The 17,680-nt window shown below is 67.4% G+C and carries 26 protein-coding genes and 1 tRNA gene; 5 read left to right on the forward strand and 22 right to left on the reverse strand.

The genetic code is table 11. The annotated features are described in order from the left end of the window. Nucleotides 1–72: 72 nt before the first annotated feature. The 3 genes from ACIRON_RS25170 to ACIRON_RS25180 are packed head-to-tail and all read right to left on the reverse strand — an operon-like array spanning nt 73 to nt 1,561. The gene (locus ACIRON_RS25170; protein ID WP_091044275.1) at nt 73–531 is read right to left on the reverse strand and encodes an Rrf2 family transcriptional regulator; all 459 of its coding nucleotides are present in this window, start codon (nt 529–531) and stop codon (nt 73–75) included. Nucleotides 532–570: 39 nt separating this feature from the next. Further along, nucleotides 571–1,065 (reverse strand): SRPBCC domain-containing protein, encoded by a 495-nt coding sequence (locus ACIRON_RS25175; protein WP_402996602.1) that lies wholly within the window; start codon nt 1,063–1,065, stop codon nt 571–573. Between the two features lie 4 nt (nt 1,066–1,069). Then, on the reverse strand, nt 1,070–1,561 hold the full coding sequence (locus tag ACIRON_RS25180) for a YajQ family cyclic di-GMP-binding protein (protein ID WP_091042969.1): 492 nt from the start codon (nt 1,559–1,561) through the stop codon (nt 1,070–1,072). Between the two features lie 136 nt (nt 1,562–1,697). On the opposite strand from ACIRON_RS25180, the gene ACIRON_RS25185 reads away from it, so the two are divergent. Beyond that, nucleotides 1,698–1,779, forward strand: a tRNA-Tyr gene (locus ACIRON_RS25185). Between the two features lie 128 nt (nt 1,780–1,907). Here the strand turns inward: ACIRON_RS25185 and ACIRON_RS25190 are convergent. From ACIRON_RS25190 to ACIRON_RS25260, 15 genes are all read right to left on the reverse strand, one after another. Beyond that, nucleotides 1,908–3,326, reverse strand: a complete 1,419-nt coding sequence (locus tag ACIRON_RS25190; RefSeq protein WP_402996604.1) for a tyrosine-type recombinase/integrase — start codon at nt 3,324–3,326, stop codon at nt 1,908–1,910. Continuing rightward, a complete protein-coding gene (locus tag ACIRON_RS25195) occupies nt 3,323–3,517 on the reverse strand; it encodes a helix-turn-helix transcriptional regulator (protein ID WP_402996606.1) in 195 nt (64 codons plus the stop codon). The genes ACIRON_RS25190 and ACIRON_RS25195 overlap by 4 nt, the downstream gene beginning before the upstream one ends. 295 nt (nt 3,518–3,812) lie before the next feature. After that, entirely contained in the window at nt 3,813–5,018 is a 1,206-nt protein-coding gene (locus ACIRON_RS25200; RefSeq protein ID WP_402996607.1) for a DUF3631 domain-containing protein, read from the reverse strand. 56 nt (nt 5,019–5,074) lie between these two features. Then, nucleotides 5,075–6,088 (reverse strand): bifunctional DNA primase/polymerase, encoded by a 1,014-nt coding sequence (locus tag ACIRON_RS25205; protein ID WP_402996609.1) that lies wholly within the window; start codon nt 6,086–6,088, stop codon nt 5,075–5,077. After that, nucleotides 6,072–6,359: a hypothetical protein gene (locus ACIRON_RS25210; protein ID WP_402996611.1), complete on the reverse strand. Its 288-nt coding sequence runs from the start codon at nt 6,357–6,359 to the stop codon at nt 6,072–6,074. The genes ACIRON_RS25205 and ACIRON_RS25210 overlap by 17 nt, the downstream gene beginning before the upstream one ends. Next, on the reverse strand, nt 6,359–7,360 hold the full coding sequence (locus tag ACIRON_RS25215; protein ID WP_402996613.1) for a hypothetical protein: 1,002 nt from the start codon (nt 7,358–7,360) through the stop codon (nt 6,359–6,361). Before ACIRON_RS25215 ends, ACIRON_RS25210 begins: the two co-directional genes overlap by 1 nt. Before the next feature lie 87 nt (nt 7,361–7,447). Beyond that, nucleotides 7,448–7,756, reverse strand: coding sequence for a hypothetical protein (locus ACIRON_RS25220; protein WP_402996615.1), 309 nt, complete (start codon nt 7,754–7,756; stop codon nt 7,448–7,450). A gap of 149 nt (nt 7,757–7,905) precedes the next feature. Further along, on the reverse strand, nt 7,906–10,095 hold the full coding sequence (locus ACIRON_RS25225) for a hypothetical protein (RefSeq protein ID WP_402996617.1): 2,190 nt from the start codon (nt 10,093–10,095) through the stop codon (nt 7,906–7,908). After that, nucleotides 10,092–10,310: a hypothetical protein gene (locus tag ACIRON_RS25230; RefSeq protein WP_402996619.1), complete on the reverse strand. Its 219-nt coding sequence runs from the start codon at nt 10,308–10,310 to the stop codon at nt 10,092–10,094. The genes ACIRON_RS25225 and ACIRON_RS25230 overlap by 4 nt, the downstream gene beginning before the upstream one ends. Nucleotides 10,311–10,361: 51 nt before the next feature. Next, entirely contained in the window at nt 10,362–10,568 is a 207-nt protein-coding gene (locus tag ACIRON_RS25235) for a hypothetical protein (protein ID WP_402996621.1), read from the reverse strand. Beyond that, nucleotides 10,568–10,753, reverse strand: coding sequence for a hypothetical protein (locus tag ACIRON_RS25240; protein WP_402996623.1), 186 nt, complete (start codon nt 10,751–10,753; stop codon nt 10,568–10,570). The genes ACIRON_RS25235 and ACIRON_RS25240 overlap by 1 nt, the downstream gene beginning before the upstream one ends. A 32-nt stretch (nt 10,754–10,785) precedes the next feature. Further along, nucleotides 10,786–11,001 (reverse strand): hypothetical protein, encoded by a 216-nt coding sequence (locus tag ACIRON_RS25245; RefSeq protein ID WP_402996625.1) that lies wholly within the window; start codon nt 10,999–11,001, stop codon nt 10,786–10,788. Nucleotides 11,002–11,110: 109 nt separating this feature from the next. Then, a complete protein-coding gene (locus ACIRON_RS25250) occupies nt 11,111–11,371 on the reverse strand; it encodes a hypothetical protein (protein ID WP_402996627.1) in 261 nt (86 codons plus the stop codon). 106 nt (nt 11,372–11,477) lie between these two features. Then, nucleotides 11,478–11,690, reverse strand: a complete 213-nt coding sequence (locus tag ACIRON_RS25255) for a hypothetical protein (RefSeq protein WP_402996629.1) — start codon at nt 11,688–11,690, stop codon at nt 11,478–11,480. An 18-nt stretch (nt 11,691–11,708) separates the two neighbouring features. Then, nucleotides 11,709–11,978: a DUF6284 family protein gene (locus ACIRON_RS25260; RefSeq protein WP_402996631.1), complete on the reverse strand. Its 270-nt coding sequence runs from the start codon at nt 11,976–11,978 to the stop codon at nt 11,709–11,711. A 178-nt stretch (nt 11,979–12,156) separates the two neighbouring features. On the opposite strand from ACIRON_RS25260, the gene ACIRON_RS25265 reads away from it, so the two are divergent. Both ACIRON_RS25265 and ACIRON_RS25270 read left to right on the forward strand, forming a co-directional pair. Next, on the forward strand, nt 12,157–12,933 hold the full coding sequence (locus tag ACIRON_RS25265) for a GntR family transcriptional regulator (protein ID WP_402996633.1): 777 nt from the start codon (nt 12,157–12,159) through the stop codon (nt 12,931–12,933). Beyond that, nucleotides 12,930–13,448: a GNAT family N-acetyltransferase gene (locus ACIRON_RS25270; RefSeq protein ID WP_402996635.1), complete on the forward strand. Its 519-nt coding sequence runs from the start codon at nt 12,930–12,932 to the stop codon at nt 13,446–13,448. Before ACIRON_RS25265 ends, ACIRON_RS25270 begins: the two co-directional genes overlap by 4 nt. A 77-nt stretch (nt 13,449–13,525) precedes the next feature. Here ACIRON_RS25270 and ACIRON_RS25275 read toward each other — a convergent pair whose 3' ends face one another. The 3 genes from ACIRON_RS25275 to ACIRON_RS25285 form a co-directional block, all read right to left on the reverse strand. Further along, entirely contained in the window at nt 13,526–13,714 is a 189-nt protein-coding gene (locus tag ACIRON_RS25275; RefSeq protein WP_402996637.1) for a hypothetical protein, read from the reverse strand. A gap of 576 nt (nt 13,715–14,290) precedes the next feature. Next, the gene (locus ACIRON_RS25280) at nt 14,291–15,064 is read right to left on the reverse strand and encodes a hypothetical protein (protein ID WP_402996639.1); all 774 of its coding nucleotides are present in this window, start codon (nt 15,062–15,064) and stop codon (nt 14,291–14,293) included. Beyond that, nucleotides 15,061–15,639 carry a hypothetical protein gene (locus tag ACIRON_RS25285; RefSeq protein ID WP_402996641.1) on the reverse strand — a complete coding sequence of 193 codons (579 nt, stop codon included), beginning with the start codon at nt 15,637–15,639 and terminating at the stop codon, nt 15,061–15,063. Before ACIRON_RS25285 ends, ACIRON_RS25280 begins: the two co-directional genes overlap by 4 nt. Nucleotides 15,640–15,962: 323 nt before the next feature. Between ACIRON_RS25285 and ACIRON_RS25290 the strand changes: the two genes are divergently transcribed. Further along, nucleotides 15,963–16,253: a hypothetical protein gene (locus tag ACIRON_RS25290; protein ID WP_402996643.1), complete on the forward strand. Its 291-nt coding sequence runs from the start codon at nt 15,963–15,965 to the stop codon at nt 16,251–16,253. Beyond that, nucleotides 16,250–16,663, forward strand: coding sequence for a PPOX class F420-dependent oxidoreductase (locus tag ACIRON_RS25295; protein WP_402996645.1), 414 nt, complete (start codon nt 16,250–16,252; stop codon nt 16,661–16,663). The genes ACIRON_RS25290 and ACIRON_RS25295 overlap by 4 nt, the downstream gene beginning before the upstream one ends. 7 nt (nt 16,664–16,670) lie before the next feature. Here the strand turns inward: ACIRON_RS25295 and ACIRON_RS25300 are convergent, their stop codons facing one another. Further along, complete coding sequence (locus tag ACIRON_RS25300) at nt 16,671–17,546, reverse strand: helix-turn-helix domain-containing protein (protein WP_402996647.1); 876 nt, start codon at nt 17,544–17,546, stop codon at nt 16,671–16,673. Nucleotides 17,547–17,680: the final 134 nt, after the last annotated feature.

A 17,680-nucleotide genomic window follows, 5' to 3' on the forward strand; every position in this document is an offset into this window, starting at 1 on the left:
CTCACATCCCGTGCGGAGTTCCGCGGGGGATGTGAGCCTTTTGCTGCATACCGTTCCGGAGGAACCGACCGCTCAGTGAGGCAGCCAGGCCTCGTCGCGCGCGGTGCGCGTGGTGACCTCGTCGGGCAGCTCGCGGGAGGCGAGCTCGGCGATGGAGACCTTCTCGAAGACCTCGCGCAGCGAGTCGCGGGCGGCGATCCACACGTGCTGGAGGACGTCGGCGCGCTCGTTGTACGTGACGCCCTCGGGGCGCAGCCCGTAGACCGAGACCAGCGGACCGTCGACGGCGCGGATCACGTCGGCGACGGACACGTCCGACGCCTTGCGGGCCAGGCGCCAACCGCCGGACTGGCCGCGCTGTGAGATGACGACGCCGGCCTTGCGGAGGTCGGCGAGGATCGCCTGCAGGAACCCGTGCGGGATCTCCTGGGCGCGGCCGAGCTCCTCGGCGCTGACAGCTTTTCCGTCCTCGCGCGCGGCCATCTCGATGAGGGCGCGGAGGGCGTAGTCGGACTTGGCAGATACTCGCACGGCCACATTCTTGCAGATGAATGCAGAATTTCGCTCAATCTAGTGGTCAAGTCCACTTTCATTCACGAGCGTCTCGGCGCGCGTCTTGAGGGCCGCGGCATGCCGCCGGAACCCGTCGGCAACTCGCGCGGGCCCGGCCAGCCCGACCAGCGGCCCGGAGAACTCCTCGACCGTCTCGTAGCGCGTCGGCCCGCCGGGTCGCTGGGTCAGCCGCTGGTGACGTACGCCGCGGACCAGGCCGAGCCGCGCCGGCCAGCCCTCATAGACATAGGCCAGGTACGCAACCCCGACCCCGTCCTCGCCGACGACCGGAGCGTCGAGCGCCGAGATCCGCTCCGGCGAGCGGGCGCGGCCGCCGTTCGCCCAGGTCACGTGCAGCACGATCGGGTTGCCCACCGCAGCCGGCTGCGCAGTCTCGGCGCGGACGACGAACGGGTTCCAGGCGGCGTACGACTCGGTCTCGACCATCACCCGCCACACCGCCTCGATCGGGGCGTCGATCTCTGCGGTGGCCTTCGGGTGCTCGTAGGCCACGAGCTCAGCGGTAGTTGATGAACTGCACCGCGAAGTCGTAGTCCTGGCCCTTGACCAGCGAGATCACGGTCTGCAGGTCGTCGCGCTTCTTGGAGGAGACGCGGAGCTCGTCGCCCTGGATCTGCGCCTTGACGCCCTTGGGGCCCTCGTCGCGGATCAGCTTGGAGATCTTCTTGGCATCCTCGGAGGAGATGCCCTCCTTGAGCGCGACCGAGATCTTCGACTGCTGGCCGGACTGGCGCGGCTCGCTGGCGTCGAGGATCTTCAGCGACTGCTGGCGCTTGATCAGCTTGTCCTGGAAGACCGAGAGGACCGCGCTGGCGCGGTCGTCCGCGGAGGCGGAGATCTCGATCGCCTGATCGCCGCTCCACTCGATGGTCGCGTTGGTCCCCTTGAAGTCGAACCGCGTCGAGACCTCCCGCGCAGTCTGGCTCAGTGCGTTGTCGACCTCCTGGCGGTCGATCTTGCTCACGATGTCGAACGACGAGTCAGCCATGACTCTCTCCTCTAGCTTCTGTCCAGGTCTGTGGTGTCTCACCCTAGGACCTCGTCCCGTTTTCGTACGCCGCCAGGCCCTGCGCTATTGTCTATTGCTGTCGCGATCCCCTTCACGGGGGCGCGCGAACAACCCAGGCAGATTGCCCGAGCGGCCAATGGGAGCGGACTGTAAATCCGTCGGCTTTGCCTTCGAAGGTTCGAATCCTTCATCTGCCACGCCTGGGAGAACACCCCGGTGACCAGCGGAAACGCTGGCCACCGGGGTGTTTCGCTTGTCCGGCTATGTCCGGCAACGTCCGGCTGTCTACGGGCATCTGTGCCCCCGGTGTGCCCCCGGAACTCGCCTATGCGTCGGGGTCGGTCTTCATCGCCTGCTCGATGCGGGCCTTTGCCGCGTTCTCGGTGTCGTCCAGGCATGCGGCGTAGACCCGCAGCAGCACGGCGACGCTGTGTCCGGCCCACTTCGCTACCTGGGTGGCGTCGACCCCAGCGCTTAGCCAGGTCGAGACGCAGGCGTGCCGGAGGTCGTACGGCGTGCGAGCCAGCGCCGACGCGTACTGTCGCGGCTTCAACGCTTCGGCACGAGCGCTCTCCCAGGCGCGGTACACGGTCTTCTGGTTCACGGGGTTCTGGTAGGGCGGCGGCAGCGGGACACCTCCCTTGCCGCCGCGCCCGACGCGGGTCACGAACAGTCGTCCCTCGACCCCGGTCCCGTGCTCATCGAGGTGGCGACGCAGCGCCTTCACCAGGTCGGGGTGTGCGGGCACTGGTCGAGTCGTGTCCTCATCCCGGTGCTTGAGACCGCGCTCCTCTCCGCGCTTCCCGTCGTCGGTCCATGCTGAACCAGACTCCTGGTAACCCTTGCGGAGGATGATCTCGCCCCATCCCGCCTCAGGGAGTTTCAGGTCCCCCTCGCGGAGGTTTCGAGCCTCGGCGGGCCGTAGGCCGGCGTAGTAACTGGCCGCGAACAGTGCGTGCAACGTCGGGTCGATCGTCAGCACAGCATCGAGCAGTGCTCGGGCCTGGTCGGGGTTGACGACCACGCCCGGATCGATGGCGTCGGCGTTCGGGCGGCGTGGAGTGCGTACGTGGCTCATGAGGTTCTTCTCCAGGTAGTCGCGTTCGACTGCGAAGTTCAAGACTCCGGACAGTGCAGCTCGCTTGCGGGCGATCGTTGACTTGGCTGCTTTGCTTCCGTCGAGCTTCCGGGACAGGGCATCGATGGCGGCCTTCACGCCATCGAGTTCGTTGAGGTACGACACCGGGCGGGAGTTCTCGGAGATCCAGCGCACTGCCTCGCGGTGCTCGTCGGGCGGGTCGTCGGCGGTGGTCCGCGCTGCAGTGTTGAACTCCCAGTACTTCAGGGCCTGGCGGAGCGCGCGGTCGTCCGGTGGTGTCTTGCCTTCCTTGACCAGGGCACAGGTGAGCGTGACCAGTCCTTCGGCCGTGCTCTTGCGGTGGCGGGGTGCGAAGTCCTCCCAGCGGTCATCGATGAACTCCCGCGCGACCTCGACCCAGGTGCGCCCGGCGCGTGCTACGCCGAGCGACCTAGGAAGTCCGGACCTGGTATCGAACGCCTCGCCGCGACTCGCCGCTTGCTGGAGAGCGGAGCGGTACGACTCGGCCAGCTTCCTGGTTGCGAACGGCTCCCCGAACCGCTCGCCATTGACCGACCAGCGGGTGCGGTAGTTCGTCACCTTCGTTCGCTTGCGGGTCTCGATCTTGTAGATGCGTACGTCGTACGACAGTGCATCGTTCGTCATGCTGCGTCCTCCAGGCCTTCGAGCCAGCGGTCCAGGTCGGTCCGCCGAATCCGGATTTCGCCGTTCGGCAACTTGATGCAGCGTGGTGCCTTCTTGGCGGCGCGCCAGTCGTAGAAGGTCGAGCGAGCAACGCCGAGTTCGTCGCACAGGTCGGCGATGGTCAGGTGCTTGGTGTGGGTCGTCGTGGTCATCGTCCGGCCTCCATGTCGCGCGTCGCGTGAGAGTGAGTGGAGCGGGTTGGGAGGGGGTAAGCCGTACCAGCCGTACCAGCCGTACCAAACACGTGTTTAGGCTGGTCAGATGCTGTTTTGTGGTGGTACGGCTTTGGTACGGCTGGTACGGCTTGGGGATTTTGGTACGGCTTTGGTACGGGCCGATTTTTCAAGCCGTACCACCGGAAATCGCGGTCTGACCTGGGGAAACATCGTCTTGGTACGGCTGGTACGGCTGGTACGGCTTGGGCCCCCAAACCCGTGGTCGCGGTGCTCATCGGTTGGCCTCTTCCGGGTCGCAGGTTGGGTGGGTGTGGGTGCCGTCGTCGTGGGTCATCGGCAGGTGGCAGACCACGCACGTTGGGGTGCAGTAGCGAGCCCAGGCATCGGCGAACGTGGTGGTGCGGTAGCCCTTGGCCTGACTGCCCGCGAACCGGATGGTGTCGGAACGGATGTCGAAGTCACGGAGCAGGAATCCGAGCTTCATCGCGGTCAGGCCGTTGTTCTGGTAGGTCGCCCAGGGGGCCTCAGGGTCCGCGTGGAGCCGTTCGAGCAGAACGGTGGTGGGCAGTGCCTCGGCGTCGCCGAACGCGGCCCGGCAGTCGTTCAGCAGGCGCGTTTGGAGGGTGGTCTGTGCGTTGGCGTCGCGGGTCTCGGTTAGCGTGATGCAGGCGTCGCGGGCGAGGTCGGGCCACGGGCCTCCGGCGAGGTCGGCCAGGGCGATCAGCGGCTCCCAGGTGTCGGCCGCGCGGTCCTCGACCGGCATGTCCGGCATGGCGGTGCCGAGGTGATCGAGATGGGCCCTCACCCACTGGTTCAGCCGGGTGCGGAGGTTGTCGAGGGCTGGACCATCACGGCGGGTTCGGTACGGCGCGACCGACTCACCCGGGGCGCGGCGGCGCATCCGGATGACCACGGCGCGGTCCTCGATGGTGTCGGGCATGGCACCGATCCCGGCGAGGGCGGCCATGGAGAACGTTTCGAGCTTCTCGACGTAGCCAGCGGCGGCGTTGTAGCGGATCGAGGGCCGGTTGCGCTGGTGGCCAGCGTTGAGCAGCCCGCGCAGGTCCTCGTTGTCGCCAGCCTTGGGCCCGAAGACGGTGTCGGCCTCGTCCAGCAGGATCGTGGGCGGGTTGTTCTTCTTCATCCCGATCGAGCGGAACACCGCACTCGGGGAGGCGTTCACGGTGAGCAGCGGGTCATGGCACATCGCCTCGACCAGGTCGAGCAGCCGCGACTTCCCGCACCGCTTCTCCGGGGCGCGGATGACCAGCCGGGCGGCGTGCGCCCAGGCCGGGACCGCATGGGTTGCGGCGATCCAGAGCACGACCCCGGTCGCGGAGTGCTCGTCAGGGAGGATCACGTAGCGGGCCAGCGCTTCGCGGATCTCGGTGAGCAGCAGCTCTCCGGCGTCGGCGTCGAAGTCGGCCGCGGTGAGCGGGCCGTTCTGGTCCTGGTCGGTGCTGGTGTCGTTGCTCATGTTGGTCTCCTCCGGGTCGGGTGCGGCCTGGTCTGGTCCGTCTGGTTGGTCGGTGCTCATGCGGCGGTCCGGGTGGCGGCGCGGTGGAACCCGGAGCGGATGCTGTTCTCCGCGTCGTGGGGGCTGTAGGCGCCAGCGGCGATGTGTCCGGCGGCGGCGGTGAGCAGGGCGTCAAGGGCGGCGTGCTCGGTGATCAGGCCACGGCGGACCAACTTCCCGACGTTGGCGGCCGCGCACCACAGCGCGGTGTTGCGGCCGCCCTCGGGCGCGGCCTGCAGGGCGGCGATCTCCTCGGCGAGCACCTTGTCGACGTAGGCCGAGGCGTTGTGCACGGACTCTCCGGACCCAACCGGCCGGACGGGCTGGTTAGCGGGCTGCTGAGGGCCGTTCTGTGCCGTGCTGAGTGCCGGTCGCTGGTCGCGGGTGAGGAGGTCGAGCAGGAACATCGGCAGCTCGGCCGGCGGACGGTCATCGGTGATCTCGTAGGCGCTGGTGCCGATGGTCGTCGGCGGCGCGGCGACGTAGCCACCGTGGGCGCGGGTGTCGATCAGCCAGCCAATCTTTCCGGCGGTGTTGGTGAACCGGCGAGTGGTGTCCGGCGCGGCGTAGTAGAGGTGGGTTCCACCGGAGACGGTCCGCACGGTGTAGGTCGGGGTGATGGTGCCTCCGTGAACTCCGGCGAGGTGGTCGAGCACGTCCTCACCGGTCGTGATCTCGAAGCGGTGCCAGGGCTCGGGGATCTTGGAGCCGGGCTTGTGGGTGTCCAGGTCGACCACGACCAGGCGCGAGGGTCCACAGGCGATCCCGACGCCGTATGCGGGGTTGCTGGACCAGGCGGGGGTGATCCAGTCCGGCCGAGAGGTGGCGCGCTGCTCCCACCCGGTGTGACCGGTGCGGCACCAGGTGTCGGTGCCGGTGCAGTGGCGGGCCTTGTGGTTGGGGGTGGCGGGCTTCTTGGAACCGGGCAGGAGGGGGAAGACTCGCCAGCCACGGGCGGCGTAGTCCAGAGCGGTCGTGAGAGCGTCGGTGCCGGTCGGAGTCTCGGTGAGGGTGTCAGGCTGCTGTGTCATCGGTCTGTCCTTCCTCGATCATGTGTTCGGCGTCGTGCTGGTCGGGTGCGTGCCGGTCCGGGCGAGCGTGGGCGAGCATGAAGCCCTTCAAGGTGGGTCTGGGGTGCTCTGCGGCGTACTCCTCGAGTTCGGTCGCGTAGCCCAGGGATTCGGCCTCGGCGTCGAGTTCCCAGGCGTGGGTGGCGAGGTAGAAGTCGCTGGTGATCAGGTCGCGCCACCAGTGGGGGCGGCGCTGCACGTAGCGGCGACGTACGCGGCGTGGGCGGCTCATCAGGCACCTGCGGCCTTGGCATTGGTCCAGCGCTGGACGGTCCGGTTGGAGACGGCCATCAGCCCGGCGACCTCGGGCACGGGCCAGCCGTGCGCCCGCAGCTCGCTGGCGGCGCAAGCGGGGTGGACCTGGTCGCCGTCGTCCTCGCTCAGCGCCTCGTCACAGATCGCGCACAGGTCCGTGTTGTCGTCGTCGGTGTCAGGGATGACAGTCAGGGTCGGCGGGACGGTGACAGCCGGTGCCGGAGCGGCGATCGCGTGGGGCTGGTCGGCGGAGGTGGTGTCGGGGTCGGTGTCGCCCTCGCTGTCAGCCCCGTTGCCGGGGGTGACGGGCGACCGGCTACCCATCAGCTCGCGGTAGGCCACGGCCCCGGCAGCGTGTTTCTCGGCCGACTTGGTGAGCAGGGTCGCGGCGCGATTCTCGGCCTTCTCCACCGTCACCTTGACCTCGGCCAGGGCGTGGGTGCGGGCGGCGAGTCGGGCCGACTCGCGGTAGCCGGTGATGGTCTCCATGTGGGCCTCGTGACGGGCCTCGATCACCGCCAGCGCGCGCTGGTCGCGGATCTCAGCGGTACGGGCCCGGATGATCGCGGCCGTCCCCGGGGAGACGGTCACCTGGTCGCGGATCCCGTCTGCGACCAGCAGCAGGGCAGCAAGCGCGGGAATCGCGCTCCACGGGCCCATGTGACCGACAGCAGCCAGCAGGACCGTAGAGACAGCCACAGCAACCGCCGTAGCGCCTCCAAAGCCGTACGCGGCGGCGCGCTGGCCGGACTTGTAGGCGTGGATGGTGGTGTGGCCCAGAGCGGCCCACACAACATCGGCAGCCAGCGCGACGGCCACGCCGACAGCGGGAGCAGCGCCACCAGCAGCGGGGATCATCGCGGCGACCTGCGGGGCAATGGTCACGGCGACCTGGATGAGTCCGACGCCGGTCAGGCCGTAGCCGACAGCAGCGAGGCCAGAGGGGCGGCCGGAGCGGGGAGCGGAAGCGGTGTTCATGGCGTAATTCCTGTTCTGATCAGGTGTTTTGGGCATGGGACGGGTAGGGACCTGGGCCAGTAGGCCCGTGCGAGGGGTGGGAGGCGGTTACCAGCCGGGGCGGTGTGGCGGCTGCTGCGGGTCGCGCTGGGGCGGCAGGGTCGTGGTGGTGGCCTCGGTGTGGATCCGCTTGGCGTGGTTGTAGAGCGCACGCCCGGTCCTCAGGCGGGTGCCGGTGCCTCGGCAGGTGCGGCAGGCGCGGAGCTTGCGGAAGACGGTCCCGGTGGTGCGGGAGCCGGTGCCCTGGCAGCGACGGCAGGGCTTGAAGGGCAGTTCGCGGCACAGGGTGGCGTAGATCCCAGTGGCCACGGCGACGATCGCGACGGCGGCGAGGGTAGCGACGGTGAGCGGTGTCATGGAATCTGTCTCCTGGGCTGGGTTCTGGGTGGTCGGCCTGCGGGTCGCTACCCGCTACCTTCGAACGTCTGTGCTGGTCAGGCCGGGAATTGGTGGTAGCGGGGGTGGTAGCGGTCTCGCTACCGGGTGGTGGTCCGCTACCTCCGGCGCTACCCCTCCTTCTGGGCCTCGGTGTCGCGGTCGGCGCGGAGCTTGTTGAGGTCGGCGCGGCGGTAGCCCTTGCGGACGGTGCCGGAGATCTTGACGTCGACCGAGGTGAGTCCGGCGGTGCGTGCCATGTCGGACAGGGCGTCGGCGGAGAGGTGGGTGTAGGCGTCGGGCCAGGTCTCGGTCAGTGCCTCGGCGGCGCTGGACCAGTGCTGGCCGTTGGGGGCGGCGACCTCGGTCAGGTCGGCGAGCAGGTCTCGGGCCGGGGCGGTCTCGATCGGCGCACCCACCGCAACCCCACCGCGCAGCGAGGTAGCGCGGGCGACCATCGAGTCCCAGACCTCATCGGCGGGGAACTGGGAGCGGGCAGCGACCGGGGAGGCTCCACCGGTCATGCAGCCCCATCCGGCGTCGAACACGGGCCGGTAGACGGTCCCGGTCAGGCCACGCTTGTAGGCACCGGTTCCGAGGATCATGTCGTTCTCGACCTGACCCGCGACCGAGAGGCACCAGCGGTTGGTGACACAGCGGGTAATGCCCGGGGGCAGGGAGGCCTTGTCGGGGATCTGGGTGGCGAGGATGACGCAGATCCCGAGGGCCCGCAGGCGCTTGATCGCGCGCTCGAAGTCGCTAGCGGCGTCTGGGGAGTAGAGGAACAGTTCGTGGGCCTCATCGATGACCACGCACACCGGGTGCAGCCCAGAGCCGGGCTTAGCAGCTAGCTCGGGGGTGACCTTGCCCTGAGGGGCCTCGCCACGCTTGCGGGCGGCCAGGATCCGCTTGCCGCGCTTCTCGGCCTCGACTACCAGCCACCGGCCGATCGCCGCGCCCTGGTCCAGCGCTTCGTCATCGACACCCACGACGTAGGTCGAGCACAGGGGTTCGAGGTCGAGGAAGTCACCGGTTCCCTTGAACTCGGCGATCTTCAGCTCACAGGTCGGGTCGAGCATCGCGATAGCGATCAGCGCCCGGGCGGCATAGGACTTGCCCGAACCGGGCTGGCCACCGATCAGGTAGGAACGCTGGAACAGGGTGGTTTCGATCGGGCGGGAGCGCTCGTCGCTGCTGAACTCACCGGGCTCGAAGAACGAGGTACGGGCGTTCTCAGCAGCCAGCGACCACGTCGGCTGGCCCATCTCCGAGGCGGGCTGGTAGCCCACCCACAGGTCGAGCTGGCCGGGGTGGTCGGGCCCAGCCGAGGGCCACACCTGGTCGACCGGGATCCGCAGCGCGGACGCCAGGCCGTCACGGCGCTCTAGCACCTTCACCGAGGTGACACCCTCGGGCAGGTTCACCCGGGCCAGCCAGCCGGGGCCGTCACGGTGGATGCCGGGGTGACAGAACTCGATCTGCTCCGGGGCGGTGATGCCGCGCACGGCCAGCGAGACCAGCGAGTTGCGAACCAGGTCACCGGTCAGGCGGGTGAACCGGCGACCCGTGGCGACACGGCCCAGGATTGGCTTGTCGGCCGGTCGGCCGGCGCGGGCGGTGACCACGATCGTTGCGGCCAGGGCGGCCCACAGAACCGGTGCAAGGATGCCGGTCACGGCCAGGATCGCGACCACGATCAGGGTGGCGGCGGTGGCGAGCGCTAGACCCCACATGCGGCCCCGGGACTCACGCTCCCGGATCTTGTTCAGGGCCTGCCAGGTGTAGGCGTCGTTGGTCTCAGCGGCCTTCTGCCGCAGCTCGTAGTTGCCCTCCTCGGCACGCACCCACCGAGTGACCTTCCCGGACATCCGGCCACAACCCACCACCGAGTAGCCCAGCGCCTTCACGGTGTAGACCGGGGTCCGGATCGCGTGGAACGCGGTGTGGTAGCCAGCAGCAGAGAGGGCCTGGCGCACAGCGGCCTTGCGAGCCTCAGCAGAGTGCATCCACGGCGGGATGATCGGAGCACGCTCACCAGCGGCCCGGTCAGGTGCGGCCCAGGTCAGCGTGGAGGGCAGGTCGTCCGGTTCGCCCGACTCGGAGGACTCGGTCGACTCGGTGTCGTCGTCCTGGTCGCTCTGGGTGAAAGGCCGGGCGGTGTCGACGTGGTCGACCACGGCCAGAACCTCGCCCTCGAACACCTCGACCCGCTCGGCGTCGTAGGCGTCGTCCTGGTCGGGCTCAGCGAGCCCGATCCGGTTCTCGAACAGGGCGGCCGGGCTGTCCGGCGCGGTCCCGTTCGTGGGGTAGTAGTCCGTCATCGTCTGGTCCTTCCGTTGGTCTGGGTCATGAGGTGGGTGAGGCGGTGGTGCACGATCGCGAGCACGCGGCGCTTAGCCATGGACGGTTCGACCTGCTCTCTGTCGAGCAGAGCCAGCACGGCGGCCAGACCCCGGACCAGCAGCCCGGTGCGCTCCCGCTCCGCGTGCAGCTCGCGGTGAAGCTGTTCGCAGGACTGGCACGGCTCGTCCGTCATGGCGCGTCATGTCTCCTCGGATCTCGATCAGGCGGGGGTCGGAGGCAAGGGTCAGGCGTTCCTCATCAAGGCCTTGATCTGCCGTACGGAGTCGTGGCTGATGACCGTGTCCCCGTTCGTGAGGCTGATCGCAGACAGGCCCGAGTGCATCGGCTTCACGGCCTTGACCATCGCGGCGTGAACGAGGCGCGTGTTGCCGGTGCCCATCCCGGTGTACTCACGGACCTTGAAGGTTCGGTTGTCGTACTTGCCGCTCATCAGACCCTCCCGACGACACCGGCGTAGGAGAGCCAGTACATGCGCTCTTCCATGGTCTTGGCGCTGCTCGCGGCGCGGTCGATGCGAGCTACCTCGGCACGGTTGATGGTGCCGTGGTGGGCGAGGTAGGTCTTGCCGTCACGCCTGCCCGTCTGGGCGGCTTCCTTCGCGTTCTTGAATCGCATGAGGTGGTTCTCCTTTGTCGTGGTTTGGACTGTCACCAGATGGACTTGCTGACGGGGTTGGTGCGCTTGACCGGCTTCTTCTTCCGGTACGGATCGGACGCCTTGCCGTACTTGGTCTTCTTCGCGGCGAACGGGTCCGCGCGGCCGGGGAGCTTCTTGGCGACCTTGGCTCCGTTGGTCTTGGCGACGTGCTTGGCGGTGTCCTTCAACGTGCCGTGGCCGAACAGGCCGGTGTACTCGACAGCCATGACTCAGACCCCCGCCTTCTCAGACGCGGCCTGGTCCAGGACGGCCTTCGTGCGGATGGGCTTGGTGGCTCGGTTCTTGTTGCTCATGACGGGTCTCCTCAGATCTCGATCAGTGCTGGTTCGGGTTGGTCTTGCGGGTCTTGCTGAAGTGGTCCAGCGCGGCCACACAGGCCGCACACATCGGCGCGTACGGGCTCCGGACCCGGTCAGCGGGCTGACGGCTGGACAGGGCCCCGGCAGCGGCCGGGATCTCGAAGCCGCACAGGGTGATCACCCCGACCTCGGTGGCCTTGTCCTCGATGTGGACCAGGCCCGGCTGGCTCGTCCGGAGCCGCCACAGCGTCAGCTGGTCCTGGCGGTCCTCGGTCATGCCTGTTCCTCCTCGGTCAGGTCGTCGGCCTTGTCTCGCGTGAGGGCTGAATAGATCCACTCCGCGATCAGCACGACCACGCCGCCGACCACGAACGCGGTAGCCATCAGCGACCCGCCTTGACAGCGTCGGAGATGCCCGAGAACACGGCGTTCGAACCGGCCTCAAGGCCCTCGATCATCGGCGGCCCGACGAGCGTGGAAGCCAGCGCGATCCCGAACAAGATGTTCACGATCGTGCCCGCGATGGTCGAGGCAGAGCCCCGGGTCATGAAGAACGAGATGACGCCCAAGACGAGGGCGAGAGGTGCAGTAACCATGGGTGGAACCTCCGAGAATCAGGCAGCCTCGGCCGGGTAGGCCGGGCCAAAGTTGGTGAGCATGTAGACAGGCGCGGCCTTGCCCGCGTCGTGGTTGACCTGCTGGACCATCAGGTGCAGGAGCGCACTCACGGCCCGGCGGTGGGCCCGCTTGGCGAGCGCATCGTCCGGGTCGGCGAGCAGACGGCATTCGGCGTCGACCAGGTCGCGCTCAGCGGCGATCTGCGGCCACTCGGCCTCAATTGCGGCGAGGTCATCCCCGGTCGGCTCGTCTCGTGTGTAGGTCATTCCTCTTGCCCTTCGATAGCCCGGCGGACCGGGTGTGACTATTTCGTGATAGATCAAAGCCTGCATCACGATAGGGCCCCTTGGCAAGGACTATCACGAAATAGTTGAAGAGCTATTTCCTGATAGCATGAAGGGCATGACTACGCAACCACCCCGGGGACGTCAGCCAGCAGGGGGCATGGATGCCCGGCAGATCACCGAATGGCTTCGAGCCCAGATCGCCGATGGGGTCTGGGGCGTAGGTGATCCGCTCCCGACGAATGCGGACCTGATCCGTCAGACTGGCGCCAGCAATTCGACCGTGTCCAAGGCGATGAGCACCCTCAAAGCCGAAGGCCTGATCTATGGCCGGAAGGGCGGACGGCCACGGGTCGCTGACCTCCGAGTGTTGGACTACCGGCTCACCGACATGAGTCGGCCGACATGGCAGGAAGTTCGGGCTCCGGCCGACATGTTCAACACCACGGCTAAGGCGCGAGGCGGGACCTCGGAGACCCGGGGCGGGGCGGCTGTCCCGCCCCGAGAGGTCGCCGTGCGGCTCGGCCTGGCGGAAGGCGAATCGACCGCGCGGCGACGCGTTACGCAGACCATCGGGGATCGAGTGATCGCCACCGAAACCACGTTCTATGAGCCAGAGCTAGCGAAGGAGCTCGACCTCTACCGGGACGAAGACATCCCCGAAGGAACCAGTCGACTCGTTGGGAGCACCAAGGCCGCTGACACCGCTTGGATGACCGAGACGACGGTCCGACCTGCAACTGCCGAAGAACAGAAGCTCTTCGCCGTTACGCCGGGAGCATCGATGCTTGAGATCGTCACGACAGCCGCCAACAACTTCTACGTGACCTCGGTGGCGACGCGCGTTGTCCATCCTCAGGGCGTGCGCCTTGTCCACGAGATGGGGGACGAGACCGGCCTTGGCGGGATCCGAGCGAATCGGGAGAACCTCGCATGAAGATCCGGAACGCGACACCCTCCGAAGTTGAGCTGATCGCTCAGTGGCGCGCCGAGCGCGCGGCTTGGCTGTCGCGAAAGGGGCGGGATCAATGGGGCAGTGCGGGGCTCCACGACACCGCCTTCCTTGAGCGCGTCACGTCGAGCATCGAGGCTGGAGAAACGTGGATGCTTGTGAAGGACGGCGAGCCGGTCGGGACGATCGCGATCGACCAGTGGAGCGACCCGGGCCTATGGAGTTCCGATGAGATGAGCGACGCACTCTTTCTCCATCGGCTCATCTCGCCGGTATCAAGTAGCGGTCAGGACGTCGCCGGCCCCCTCGTGAGTCACGCTCTCGGCCTGGCGGCTCAGCAGCAGAAGCGCTGGCTCCGACTCGATGCGTGGAGTACGAATGCCGGGCTTCACCAGTTCTGGATCCGGCAGGGTTTCGAGGAAGTGCGAATCGTTCCTCGGGTCGCGAGTGGCGCTCTCTTTCAGCGCGCGGTTTACGGAGGCGGCTGCCTCGAGGTGTGACGTCGAGACCGGCCATAAACAGCAGCGCGAGAGCCCGCCTCGGAAGGATCCCGAGGCGGGCTCTCGCGCTGTGGTCTCTACTTGTCGGGCTGTTCGAGGTAGCGATCGATGCCGAGCAGCACCCAACCCTCGGGCACCTGATCCCGCAACTGCTCTAGGGCGGCTTCATACGTCTCAGCGGTGGCGATCAGTTCGCGAGGCTCGTGTTCGTTGAAGGCGGGATCAGTGATTCGCGGGCGTACGGCGGATCGCAAGACGTAGGACACAGTCAGATCGTATGTCGCCCGCGCAGCCCCCTGGTTCAGCCGGTTGCAGCGAGGCACCGCCTCAGTACGGCGGCTCCTGGTGCGGTGAACGGCGGGCCGCTTCACGAGACTCGGCAATGTCTCGGCGTGCCTGCTGTCGTCCGAACTCTTCCAACTTCTGCAGGCGTATCCATGCGGCCCTCACGCCATCTTCGTAACCCCGCTGCTCCGGCGATCCGGGCTCTAGCCCGTCGTGGTAGCGCAGCAGGATGTCCCGGCTGACGCTGCCAAGGTGTTTCCGACCAAGGTCGTAAGCGTCCCGGTAGGCCCTGGTGGCCTCACTACGCGGCGCGTACGGGGTCGGCGGGTACTCGCGCTCGCGGCGCGGCGGCTGCTCCGGATGTGGCAAAGGGGTCGACTCCAAACTGGTTGGCTCGACCCCTTAGGTAGCCCAGTCTACGCCCCGGATGACACAACGGCTCAGGGGAGCGGGCAGGACGCTGCTCCGCCCGCCAACGGATGGCAAACCGTACGGATCTGGGAGCACGAGTCCCCAACGTAGGCTGCTGAGCGAGTCCGACGAATCGTACGCGGACTTCAGCTTTCCTCGACCGAAGGCAGCTCCTCGACGTCCTGGGCGTCGGGGGCTCCGGGCGACATCTGAAGCGTGTCGCGCTCGAGCTCCATCCAGCGTTCCACGGCAGTGCCGACTGTGCTGACCTCATCCGGCGTGAGGACCCGCGCTCCATCAGCGTCGACCACTGCGAGCTGGACTGGGAGTCCCACGAGCCCGCTGGACGCGCTGCACGTCGTTTGGATGGCACGGTAGGCCAATCGAAGTCCCTGCTCGACGGTCAAGTCGTCGACCATGTAATGCTTCATCAGTGCGTGACATACCTGCGCGAAAGGCCCGCCGCTACCGATGGCATAGAAGCCACGCTCGTGGTGCCAGTTGAGGGATCCGTCGTGATCCATCTCAAGGAACCAGGCGGTCCCATTGGCGTAGCCCAGGAGCAGAAACGTGGAGATCATCGATCCAGCGGTTGTCCCGGCGGCGAACGCCGTAGTGCTCAGCGCCGACTTGTAACACTTCAGCACTGTCGGCTGAAGGATCCCCTTCACCTTGTTCCGAAGGAGGTTGATCTGCGGCTCGGTGAACACACCCTCTGGCTTGGCATCGAGCTTGGAAGCGAACTCGACGGCCACCTCTTCCTTCACGTACACCGACCCGGCTGCCGTCCAGATGACCGGGTTGTGCTCGAAGGCATTCACTTTCTGGGACGGCATCGCGTTGCCTGTGCTCGTGCTGGCCATGCTGTCCGAAGCGACGATGACCCCGTCCTTGCAGACGAGACCAATGGCGACCGTCATCCGCTGAACTGCGACTTGGTCGCGTAGTCGGGGTAGGCGGCGTACACGTCACGAAGCAGCCTGCTGAACGAACGGCCGGTCACGAACTTCCGCACAGAGCGCAGGAATGCCTGCTCTCTTGGCTCGAGTTGCGACCACACCTTGTTGGCTCGATCTTCGCCTGCGGGCGTCGTCTTGAACTCCGGGTACTGATGCCCGGGGCGGCGCTCAAGATCGAGCAGGTCGCCCGCAGCCATCGCACGGAGGTCGGTGTTCAACTCGCCGCTGTAGGGGCCCCAATTGTACGGCTCGAAGTCATAGGTCCGGAGCTCGTCGGTCCCTCGCATCGACACCAGGAAGGCGGCCTTCTGCATGCGGATGCGGTCTAGCGGAAAGGTCTCGCCTTCACCCTTCGCTTGCTCGCTCGCTAACGCAAGCACGAGATCGCGCCCCAGCATCTCTGCCCCTTCATTGTGTTCGCCCGGCTGGTCGTGGTGTGCCGAGCGTTGCAGTCCAAACTTAGAGTATAGGTCCGGCACTCCGTGGGAGGTTAGTCCTGCCGACGCCGTGCGGTCGCCGGAGAAGCCTTCGCGCATTCCTGAGCATCGTGCGACAACTGGACATATGTGTCCACCGCTGAGCCCGCTCATGACGGCGATCGTGACTCAGGCGCGCCAGGATCTTGGAGAACTTGCCCCATCTGTGCCCCCGGCGCCCACGTTCGCGGCATCTGTGCAGGTCAACGGCTTCCGTCCGACGCTCTGTAAATCCGTCGGCTTTGCCTTCGAAGGTTCGAATCCTTCATCTGCCACGCCTGGGAGAACACCCCGGTGACCAGCGGAAACGTTGGCCACCGGGGTGTTTCGCTTTGATCGCACGAGTCGTGACACGACCAGTCGGATCGGCTACGGTGACCAGCGTGCAGGACAGTCGGGCAGCGATCGTGAGCGACCTGCTCGACCTGCTCCGCTCGACCGAGCTCGACACGAGCTGGACCTCGTTCGTCACGGACGCCGACCTGATCGCAGAGGTCGAACGCATCGAGGTATCTCTCCTGGATGGAAATGTGGCGGCGGAGAAGCAGCTGGGCCTGCTCTTCGCCCCGACCGGCGTGCTCCAAGAGGTCGCCATCAGCAGCGGCCTTCAAGGCGAGTACCTGCGCCTGGCGAGCCGACACGACAAGGTCGCGGACAACCGAGGAGCACCATGACAGTCGATGCAACTGCGTCCACCGCGGAGAACGATGAGTTCTGGCGGGAGCGGCGGGTGTGCTTCCTGACGACGAGCCGCCCGGACGGCAGCCCGCACCTCGTCCCCGTGGGGGTGACTTTCGATCCCGAGGCCGGTATCGCGCGGGTCATCTGCAGCGTGGGGAGCAAGAAGGTCCGCAACGTACGCGCGGCCGGGCCCGATGCGCAGGTAGCGGTCAGCCAGGTCGACGGGCGGCGCTGGTGCACGCTGGAGGGCACGGCGGTGGTCAAGGATGACGAAGCGTCGGTCGCCGAGGCCGAGCGGCGCTATGCGGAGCGCTACAAGCAGCCCCGGCCCAACCCCGAGCGCGTCGTCATCGAGATCACGGTGACCAGGGTGCTCGGGAACGTACGTCCGTCGGGTTGGTGAGCTGCGCTCACGAGGTCACTGAGCCCGTGCGCCGGGCGTCGTGGTCGGAGTGCCACGCGGTCAGGATGCGGAGACGTTCGTCCGACGGGCTGCCGGCGGGGGCGGTGAGGACCATCAGGCGCTGGCCGGAGCCGTCGGGGCTCTGCCAGGTGTCGCAGTCGAGGGTCAGGTCGCCGAGGGTGGGGTGGTGGTACTGCTTGGTGCCGAAGCTCGCGGAGTTCACGTAGCGCTCGGCCCACCACGTACGGAAGTCGGAGTCGCGCACGGAGAGCTCGCCGACGAGCACGGCCAGCTCGGGATCATCGGGGTCCTTCGCGGCCTCCATCCGGAGGGCGGCCACGGCGTCCCGGGCGTCGTGCGTCCAGGTGGAGTGCAGGCCGCGTACGAGCGGGTGGGTGAACATGAGGCGGATGTAGTTCCGCTCCGGGGCCGGGATCGTCGAGAAGTCGACGAACAGCGCCGCCGCGGCGCGGTTCCAGTCGAGGACGTGAAGCCGCTTCCCCAGGACCAGGGCGGGCGTGTCGACCAGCTGGTCGAGAAGCCGGCGGGCGGCCGGCCGGACCTTCTGGGTGGTCCGGCGCCTTCGGGGGAGCGCATCCACCTTGCCCGCGATCTCGTAGAGATAGGCCTGCTGGTCATCGTCCAGCCGCAGCGCGCGTGCCAGGGTCTCCAGGACGGATGCGGATGCCTTCACCCGCCCCTGCTCGAGACGGGTGTAGTAGTCGACGCTGATCACGGCGAGGGAGGCGACCTCCTCCCGGCGCAGGCCACGCACCTTTCGGTGACTTCCCAGGTCAGGCAGGCCCACCTGGGCCGGACTCAGGCGTGACCGACAGGCCTTGAGGAAGGCTCCGAGCTCGTCGGGCGCCGCTGGGTTGCTCATGCGTTCCATTGTGTCCGGGACGTACGAAACCTGGGAGGGAAGGAACCTTCCCAGGCAAACACTGGCCGCTTTCGCGCTCCTTCGAAGCGGTGGAGGTTCGTACTAGTGCCGGATGGACCGGCACCAGTACGAAG

Origin of the sequence: Nocardioides sp. NPDC101246, from assembly GCF_044767415.1 — a bacterium.
In the GTDB taxonomy this organism is placed as follows: Bacteria; Actinomycetota; Actinomycetes; order Propionibacteriales; family Nocardioidaceae; genus Nocardioides.